Raw genomic sequence first — 7,230 nt, forward strand, 5'->3', positions numbered from 1 at the left:
TGCCGCTCGCCAGCCTGTCATCCGCCGTGATCAGGTCAGGACACCGGACGCGAGCAGCCTCGATCGCAGCACTTTCGGAGTCCACGAGGTCGAACGATTTATAACCGAGAGCGGATAGCCCGTCCTCGATTTGCGTAGCGATGAGGAAGTTGTCCTCGATTACGAGCGCGTGCATCGCACGTAGCTTTCGTCTGTTACACCCCCGAAATGAAAACCACAGGTTAGGCCAAGAGTCGAGTCATGGGGCATTGCGTGTCCGCTATTGGGCGGAAGCAGACTCCGTACATTTTGGAAGAACGCTACTTTTCGGGGCAAAATTTCTCGGCAGCCCGTGCTTGTTCTTCCCGAAATTGAGCCAAATCGATATGCATCGCCGCTACAGCGCTTGCCTCCGAAAGCACTGCGAGGTGCACCTGAACACGAGATTGCGTGCGAAAATATTCGATCATGTCACGGCAATTTTCCATGCACACTGTATCTGCGCAGTCGGTTAATGAAACGTGCGCGTTCCGAGCCTGAGCAAGGTCCGCTACTGGGCGGGAGCTGCCGAAAGCGCGCTTCTCCAAAACCACCGTTTTTGACGTTCTCAGGAGTTCGGCGGCGAAGCCGGCCCACCACGCCTATTGCCGTTCTCAATACTGTTGCGAAAACCCCACCGTGCGGGCGCGCCCTCGCCCACGAGTTATGCAAACTCATTTGCAGAGAGCGCGAGCAGACCATTCCGATTGCGAGCACGTCGCGACGATTGCGAGCACAGTGTCAATTAATGTGAGCAGGGTGCCCCGCCCCATTGTCGGAAAGCGTGAGTAGGAATCCGCTCCATTTGCGAGCAGAGGCTCTTCGCGCTGCGACTTTTCACATGTTCGTAGAATTATCGATCGTCCCCTACCACAAAGTGGAACACTCTTATCAGAAAGTAGGTGCGGTCAGGCGGGACAAAGTCGGCGCGCAACGTCCGAACTTGCGCCCACCGTCTATAATGCAATGGGAAGCATAGTTTCGGCATACCCTTTGGAGCCTAATCGGTCATGAACGTGTTGAAGCCTGCGGCCGCGTGTTCGGGATGCCGCGGCGGCAAGGACTTCACCGTCGATCTGGCGATGGCCTTCCAGCCTATCGTCGACATGAAGCTTCAGCGGACTTACGCCTATGAGGCGCTGGTTCGCGGACCCAACGGCGAGAGCGCCCACAGCGTCCTGTCTCAGCTCAGTGAAGAAAACCGCTACTCGTTCGATCAGAGGTGCCGGATTGCGGCGATCAGAGGTGCCGTTACCGCTGGCATCCTCAACGGCGATGCAAAGCTGTCGATAATTTCCTGCCCAATTCGGTTTATTCCCCGATCGCTTGCATCCAGTCGACGCTGGAGACGGCAATGGCGACCGGCTTTCCTACCGGACGGCTGATATTCGAATTCACCGAAAACGAACGGATGCTCGAACCCGAGCACGTCGCGGGCATTGTGGCAGCGTACCGAAAGATGGGCTTTGCCACTGCGCTGGATGACTTAGGCGCCGGCTATGCCGGCCTCTCTTTGCTCGCTGCGATCCAACCCGACATCGTCAAGATCGACATGCAATTGGTCCGGGATGTCGATACGAACGCGGCGAAACGAACCATCGTCCGCCATGTCGTCCTGATGTGTGCAGAGATGGGAATCCAAGTCATAGGCGAAGGCATCGAAACGCTGGCCGAGCTTCGCGCGCTCCAGCCATTAGGCGTCCGATACTTTCAAGGGTATCTCTTTGCCAAGCCAAGCTTCAGGGCGCTTGGTCCAGTAGCATGGCCCATCCCCCACGCCGATCTGGGCGGATACCTACGACCGACCTACCGCCCCCGCCCGCGATGATCGTCGCGGCCACGCTCCTTCTCCTTGGTGCGCTGCTTCCTGATCCCCTCAAGCGCCTTGACCTTGCGCATCGCCTGATCCGCCGTCTGCTCCTGCGTTTTGGCCTTCACCGCCTGCGCATGATCCTTCACCAGTTGCGGGTCCTGCTGCTCCAGCTTCTTGTGCGCCAGCGCATCGCCGGGATGGTGTAGCGTGTACCGGTCGATCGGCCGGAGATAGTCCTCCAGCCGTTCCACCCGCTGCTTTAACTGCTGCGCTCGCCGCCACAGACTATCGGCAACCTTGTCCCACGCCTTCTTGGCGGCCTCGTAGGATGCCTGTTTGAACGCCATGAGTAAGCCCTTGGGCGCGATCGGTTCCTGACGCCGGTGATCTTCCACGCGGCCCCGGTGCCGGCGCTCCATGCCCTCGGCATGCCCCATCACCCGCCGCGCCTTCACCTGCACCGCGACAAGCTGGCGCTGGTGCGCAGCCGTCCACTGCTGGATCACGACATCGGGCGAGGGCGGCGCGGGTACTGACGGTGTGGGAATCTCCGGTGTTGCCGCTGCCGGGGGCGTCATCGCACCTCGGGCCGCACCCATCAGTGAACCACGCTCGGGCAGCGTCACCGGCTCACGCTGGACCTCGGCGCGCTTCGCCCGCTCGCGCTCGAGGTCGATGATCTGCGCATCGCGATCAGGCAGCATGGCTTGCCCCGCCTCCTCGGCCCGCACCAGCTCACCCACAGCGCGACGAAACGCGATCACATTGCTCCGCTGCGCATCGTCCCGCCACGCGCTGGGGAGCAACCGTGCGGCAGGCGTGATGTCGATACCGCGATCGGCATAGCTGCGCATGTCGATCCGCTCCTCGCGACCGGCCCGCGCCAAATGGTCGTTTGCCATCCCCTCCCACCGGCCCCGCAATGCCTTCATCGCCTCCGAGGCGTCCTCACGGCTCAACCACGCACCGCCATGCGCGCCATATCCCTTCTTGGCCCCACCCCGCTCCGGGGCCTTGCTGTTGGCCCGCTTGAAATACTGGTCGGGGCCGCGCTCGATCCCATCCACCTGACGCTCCGAGAACATCAGGTGGACATGCGGCTGCTCGCCCCCGTCGCTGCTGCTCAAAGGGGTATGGATCGCCCACTGGTACGCATGGGCGGTTCCGACCTCCTGCGCCACGAACGCGCGCACCAGCGCCGTCCGGTCCTCGACCGACAACTCACGGGGCAGCGCGATCTCCATCTCGCGGTAGGTCGTACCGTTCACCCGCTCGTGCGCATCCGCCGCACGCCAGAACGCGACCGGGTTGTCTTGCGCCCACGACGGCATGTTGCCCGTCTCTGTGGCGTCCAACCTTTCGAGCGTCGTATCGCGGGCATAGTGGCCCTCGCGGAAAATGTACGACGCGTGGGGTCCGGCCTTGCCGGTCCCGCCCGTCTTCATTTTCAGCCGTGCGATTGCCACGCTGATCTTCTTCCTTCTTCGCCTCGCAGAGCCCGTGTTTTGCATCTTTGCAAAACTATAAAGCGGGCCATCAGTAAATGATGGACTCTTCTGCCTTGCCTTCTTCTGCTCTTATCCGCATCCTGCTGTCAAATCGCGGGAGGCAGATTCGATGAAAAACGGAGCAGGCTACATCAGCCACATAGCGTGGGCGAATGGACACGCCGAACGAGTCCGCGCCAAGGATAATCCATCAAAGGACGACAAGCTCTTCGTGCTGCTGTTCGACAAGCCCGATCGCACCGCATGCGAGAATAAGACCCTCTCCGCTTTGCTTCGGGTCGAGCGCGCCAAGGAAACCATGCGTGCTGGCCGGGGGACGATCCGCCAAGTCACCAGCGCCAAGGCCAAGGAGGACCGCAGGGAACGCGACCACCAGCGCTTCCTCGCAGCCGGGTTGATGACGATGGTCGGCTTGCTCGATGGTCAGGCCGGCAAACCGACCTGGGATCGGGCCACCCTGCTCGGGGCGCTCGATGCAATGGCTAAGGCGGACGCCAGCGAGGATCAGAAAAGCCGCTGGAAGGCCCGTGGAGACGCTTTGCTAGCCAAACCAGGGGATCACACGCAAAACCCCTCCGATACCGCCTGAGAAGCCCTCAGGGGGCGTTTTGGAGCGTCTCCCGCCCCCAAACCTTCTTCTGCCTCGCCAAGCCCTTTCTGGACCATCCTCGAGCGATTTCGGATGAGATCTAAATCTACCCGCCACACTGGCTCGCCCAAGCCTTACCCTCAGCCCCTCAAATCCACTCCCTCAAAACTCAAACGCCGCGCGTCAACGCGTCATTTTGCGCGTCAGCGCTCCTATTGTTCTAAAGGTTCTAAGGTTCAGGGGGTCTGTAACCCGCAGAAAACTGCCGTTTTTTGGGTCTAAAAGGGACTAATTGGGAGCGAAAAGGGACTAATTGGGAGCGAAAAGGGACTAATTGGGAGCGAAAAGGGACTTGTATGAATACGCAGTCCCCTTCAGTGTCCCCGTATGCGAATACCTACGAAACAGGCTCTTTTTGATCGCACTGATCGCCCCGACGAACTGGTGGCTTCCGGTCGGCAAATCGACATGATTTTTAGGCCGGGACAACGCGCCCTAAGCCTCCGGGCCAGTAAACTGTGGCATCTGCTGGTCAAGGAAGCCGGGACCGATCTGGCGGCCAACAAGGACCACCATATGGCCTTGGCTGACCTCTACGGGAGCGGCATCGGCCACATGACGTTGACCGAACGCATCGACGCGCTGCGTGAATTGCAAACCACGTTGATCGAGGTTCGTGTGCCGTCGCCTAAAGTAAAGGGCCGTATCCGTGTCATAAGTGAAGCGATGCTGGCGCGGGTCGAACGCGACGAAGATGATCGCGGTGATCTCGTTTGGCGCTTCGGAGAGACACTACGTCATGTATTCGCAGACAGCGAGCATTGGGCTGTTCTGTCGAAACGGGCCGTCATGGCCTTTGAAAGCCGCTACTCCCTTCGCCTTTACGAACTGCTCGCACTACGCTCAGGGCTCGACCGCAAAACTGCGGAAACTTTCTCGCTAGAAGATTTGCGGGCGCGCCTCGGTGTCCCAGTCGGCAAGCTTGGTCGCTGGCAAGATGTGAAAGTTAAGGCGCTCGACCCAGCCATTGCCGAAGTGAACCAGCTCGCCGGATTTCGGGTGTCCTACGAACCGATAAAACGAGGTAGGTCCATTACGGCGGTGCGTCTGTCGTGGGAGATTAAATCCGCCCCCGACCGCACCGCAGCGAAACGCGAACTGGACGGGTCCAAGGTCGGCCGCAAAGCGCGTCGTGAAAACGTAGTGGAGCACATCAGCGACACACCGATCGTGCCGTTTGAATTTCCGGACGGATCGATCCGCTATACTGCTTTCGCAGAGGTTGCCCGCGCCGCCTTGCCAGTTCCGACGCGCGACCTTGATGCCGTGGCTGACGATTTTAGGCGTTGGGCAAAAAGAGGCGGAAAGCCACTGCGTGGTCCTAAAATTATCGAGATGTTCGCCACATTTTGCAGAGGCCAAAAAAGTGCCAGCAACGGGCAGGCGCAATGACTAATGAGCTAAGCCATCGCTCTATCGAACTTGATGGGCTGAAACACCCCTGCGCACCTAGTGGTGCGCGGTACACACCACTAGGTGTGCAATGGTAAGCGCCACTTCCATAGGGCCAAAAGAGGCCGCCGAGCTGATTGGGCGCTCCAAATCAGCAATCCTAAAAGCGATCAAGGAAGGCCGTATTTCCGCCGTTAAGAATGCTTCCGGCAGTTGGCACATTGAACCTGTTGAACTGTTTCGCGCATACCCGGACTGCGTACCCCAAGGTGCGCAGTCGCCGCACACCTCCGCAACAAAAGTGCGCAGCGCTCCACCCTCTGGTGCGCAAGCCGAAACAGAGCATTTGCGCGATCTTCTACACCGAGCAGAGAAGCGAGAGGCCGACCTGATAGAAGAACGTAACGCATGGCGTGAGCAAGCTCAGCGCCTTGCACTGAGTGACCAACGCCCTGCGCCGGATCGGTCGCCAACGGATATTATGCCGCAACCGCTAGAGGGGGCACAGATTACAGCACTTACTCCACCCTCTCAGCCCCGATCCGAAAGCGGCTTCTGGTCGCGCCTGCTGGGGCGCTCCTAATGCCGATCGTCCTGCGAGTGGATGGCTTCAAGTTTCATTTCTACTCGAACGAGGGAAACCCTCGTGAGCCCGCCCATATTCACGTCCGCCAAGGCCGGGACGAAGCTAAATTCTGGCTCACGCCCACGGTAGTGATGGCCTACAATGACGGCTTCGACGCCCGGACCTTCAACCGTATCCAGCGTCTGGTCGAGCAACACCGCGAGCAGCTTGAAAGGGCATGGCATGAGTATTTCGCCTAAGGCACTGCGCTTCGACGAGGATTGCATGTGGGTCGAGATCGAAGACGGTCGAACGTTAGGCGTCCCGCTCGCATGGTTTCCGCGACTGCTCCACGCCACACCAGAGCAGCGTCAGGACTTCGAACTCAGCCGTCGCGGAATACACTGGGATGCGCTTGATGAAGACATCTCGGTGGAGGGGCTGCTGGCCGGTCAAGGCGATATGACGCACCCCGCAAAGATCGCAGCCTAAGGCGCAAAAACCACGCGCAATGTGCATCGGATATATGCATCACGGAAGCGCCTGTTATTCGGTCGTTTTCTGCATGATGCAAAACTTGTGAGCTTCGCATCAAAAGTGACGATCAGGGTTTATTTCCGCCAGGGCCGAACTGTTGCTCAAGACCATGAAGCACCCCCTCGAAGCAATCCATTGCAAGCTTGTGATCGTGATCTTGCTGGCGGTTAGGCCGGTCTGAACCGCGGCAGCTCGTGGCAATTATGAAGACCGGATCAGGTCCAAATCTGCCAACATGATATTGAGTTAGAGGTTGGATTCGCGCGCCATAGCGACGGTTGAACTGCTCGGTATATCGTGCGCTTCGCTTACGATCGCAAAGGCGGCTCCCGGTCGCATCTGTGCTGGCCCAGTAGAGCGTTTCTGAAAGATTGCCCGATGCAGAGGCGCTAGCGGGTGCAGCCAACTGCGCGAGTACGATCGCTGCTATAGCTATCACTGCTTTTGTCCCGTCTGATAATTGCGTGGCCGTATATTGATAAGCTCGTGAGCGATGCAAAACTTTTGATTTTTGCATCACGAATGACCGGGTTTGGTGGTTATTTGCCGTTCGCCGAACCTACACGACGGGCTTTTTGTGCCCGCTCTCTTGCTTGCTCTACAGCATCGCGGAGACGAGTGCCGCCAAACGGTTTACTGAAAACAGAGGCGTAGGGGAGGGCATGTGCGGAGGTGCGGGCGCTACCCAGAATGAAGACTACGGGAATAATCTGTTCGGCGCAGATCGCCTGAACAGCGGCAAGACCGG

Annotated in this window: 8 protein-coding genes; 6 read left to right on the forward strand and 2 right to left on the reverse strand. The window is 59.1% G+C overall.

Translation table 11 applies throughout. The features are described from left to right. Positions 1 to 1,028: 1,028 nt before the first annotated feature. Positions 1,029 to 1,403 (forward strand): hypothetical protein, encoded by a 375-nt coding sequence (locus RH91_RS23540; protein ID WP_010165459.1) that lies wholly within the window; start codon positions 1,029 to 1,031, stop codon positions 1,401 to 1,403. Continuing rightward, the gene (locus tag RH91_RS21095; RefSeq protein ID WP_332306634.1) at positions 1,361 to 1,846 is read left to right on the forward strand and encodes an EAL domain-containing protein; all 486 of its coding nucleotides are present in this window, start codon (positions 1,361 to 1,363) and stop codon (positions 1,844 to 1,846) included. The genes RH91_RS23540 and RH91_RS21095 overlap by 43 nt, the downstream gene beginning before the upstream one ends. Here RH91_RS21095 and RH91_RS21325 read toward each other — a convergent pair. Continuing rightward, entirely contained in the window at positions 1,825 to 3,297 is a 1,473-nt protein-coding gene (locus RH91_RS21325) for a MobA/MobL family protein (RefSeq protein ID WP_198283338.1), read from the reverse strand. The genes RH91_RS21095 and RH91_RS21325 overlap by 22 nt on opposite strands. Positions 3,298 to 3,448: 151 nt before the next feature. Here RH91_RS21325 and RH91_RS21105 point away from each other — a divergent pair, with 151 nt between their 5' ends. From RH91_RS21105 to RH91_RS21120, 4 genes are all read left to right on the forward strand, one after another. Continuing rightward, the gene (locus tag RH91_RS21105; RefSeq protein ID WP_010165463.1) at positions 3,449 to 3,928 is read left to right on the forward strand and encodes a conjugal transfer protein TraD; all 480 of its coding nucleotides are present in this window, start codon (positions 3,449 to 3,451) and stop codon (positions 3,926 to 3,928) included. 387 nt (positions 3,929 to 4,315) lie between these two features. Continuing rightward, complete coding sequence (locus RH91_RS21110; protein ID WP_232283653.1) at positions 4,316 to 5,380, forward strand: replication initiation protein; 1,065 nt, start codon at positions 4,316 to 4,318, stop codon at positions 5,378 to 5,380. Positions 5,381 to 5,962: 582 nt separating this feature from the next. Beyond that, a complete protein-coding gene (locus RH91_RS21115; protein WP_010165467.1) occupies positions 5,963 to 6,205 on the forward strand; it encodes a DUF4160 domain-containing protein in 243 nt (80 codons plus the stop codon). After that, entirely contained in the window at positions 6,189 to 6,437 is a 249-nt protein-coding gene (locus RH91_RS21120; RefSeq protein ID WP_010165468.1) for a DUF2442 domain-containing protein, read from the forward strand. The genes RH91_RS21115 and RH91_RS21120 overlap by 17 nt, the downstream gene beginning before the upstream one ends. Positions 6,438 to 7,021: 584 nt before the next feature. On the opposite strand, the gene RH91_RS23385 is transcribed toward RH91_RS21120, so the two are convergent. Then, positions 7,022 to 7,230: hypothetical protein (locus tag RH91_RS23385; RefSeq protein WP_232283655.1), on the reverse strand; the 209-nt coding region annotated here is incomplete at its 5' end.

Source organism: Sphingomonas sp. PAMC 26617, from assembly GCF_000242835.1.
GTDB lineage: Bacteria > Pseudomonadota > Alphaproteobacteria > Sphingomonadales > Sphingomonadaceae > Sphingomonas.